Below are 1,626 nucleotides of genomic sequence, written 5' to 3'. Positions count from 1 at the left end.
TCGATCGTGTACTCGCCCGTCTCGTCGATCGTCGCGGTCGCGGTCTCGCCGGAGAGCGACTCGCCGGCGACCGACCAGTCGTACGCGACGATCTCGCCGTGTTCGGTCGTCGAGCCGCTGCCGTCGAGCGTGACTTCCTCACCGACGGTCACCGTGCCGGGGTCGACCGTCGCGGCCGCCTCCGGCTCGCTCACCGCGTTCACCGCGAAGTACGAGAATCCGGGGGTTTCGGCTTCGAGCGTCACGCCATCGGCGGTCTCCTCGGTGACGGTCGTGTCGAGCGTCTCCCACTCGCCGCCCGACAGCCGGGTGACCCGCAGTTCGTCCGCCGCCGCGTCCGTCTCGTCGAGCCGGTCGGCCGAGACCCGCATGCGGATCGTCGCCGGCGCGTCGGTCGCGTCGTCGGGGACGGTGATCTCGGAGACCTGCACCGCGGTGCCCGGCGACGGGGCGACGGTCGCCGGTTCGGACGTCTGTGTCGTCACGTCGACGGATCCCCGCACGTCGGCGCTCTCGAAGGCGATGGACTCCACCGGTAACCCGTCGTCGAACGTCGCCTGCGCGCCCTCGCCGCCGCCGTCGGCCTCGATCGACGCCTCGGCGCTCTGGACGACCGCTCCGTCGCCGGACGCTGTGTCACTCTCGTCGACTGCGGCTGCGCCACCGCCGCCACCGCCGCCACCGCCGCCACCGCCACCGCTCGCGCCGTCACCGCCACTCGAACCGTCGCTACCGTCGCCCCCACCGGTGCCGTCGCTTCCATCAGCGCCCTCGCTGCCGTCTGTCGAGACACCCTCGAACGAGAGGCTCACCTCGCGCACGTCGCCTTCTTCCCACGGGACGGTCGTGTCCGCTGTCACGTCGCCGACGCGGAACTCGACGGTGTCACCGGAGTCGGGCTCCTCGACGGTGAGCTTCTCTTCGAACGGCCCGGAGCCGCCGAACGACCCCGCCTCCTCGACGGTGATCGTGTCGTAGACGGTGCCGTCGACGACCGCTTCGATCTCCGTGCCGGGGTCGGCCGGTTCGCCGTTGACCGTCACGTCGCCGTAGTACGACGCCGGGACGGCCTCCTGTCCCGCGGCGAGCCCGGGGACGGCGGCCGTCGCGACGAGCACGGCGAGGAGGACGATTACCCCTCCGCGGAGCCGCCTTCGGAGTGATGTTCCGGTGGCTCGCGTGGCTCGCGCTGCGAGCCCGCCGGTGGTCGCCGGCGCGCGGGCCGTGCGCCGCTCTGTGTCTGTCGATCGCGTCGTGCGGTTCGAGGGTGTGGGATCTGTCATCGGTTGGGTTTCGTGTGGTCGTTCGTTCGGACGATTCCTCAGACGGTACCGATCGGTCGGCCGCTCGCGCCCTGCGGTCCGCGTCGTACAGACCGCAGGGGTCCGCCGCGTTACCCGTTGCGACGGACCCAGACGACCGCCGCGGCCGCGAGGGCCGCGAGGATCGCGAGCAGCGCGATCGCCATGGTACCGAGTCCAGCAGGCTCGTCGGTCGGACCTCCACCGTCCGTTCCGTCACCGCCGGTCGCGCCGTCGCCGGCGTCTGTGCCGGGGTCGACGGCGAGGTCGGCGGTGGCGGTGTCGGTCTCGCCGGCGTCGTTGGTGACGGTGAGTTCGATCGTGT

General features: G+C 72.0%; 1 protein-coding gene and 1 pseudogene. Both read right to left on the bottom strand.

Annotated elements, in window-relative coordinates; genetic code table 11:
• A partial coding sequence (locus tag EP28_RS11450; RefSeq protein WP_049984146.1) for a PGF-pre-PGF domain-containing protein occupies positions 1-1,283 on the bottom strand: 1,283 nt, incomplete at its 3' end.
• A gap of 110 nt (positions 1,284-1,393) precedes the next feature.
• A pseudogene (locus EP28_RS14455) lies at positions 1,394-1,626 on the bottom strand (hypothetical protein); the annotation flags it as partial.

Origin of the sequence: Halorubrum sp. BV1 (assembly GCF_000746205.1) — an archaeon.
Lineage (GTDB): Archaea > Halobacteriota > Halobacteria > Halobacteriales > Haloferacaceae > Halorubrum.
Note: the sequence above shows the minus strand (reverse complement) of the source record. Positions and strands in the feature narration are given on the sequence as shown.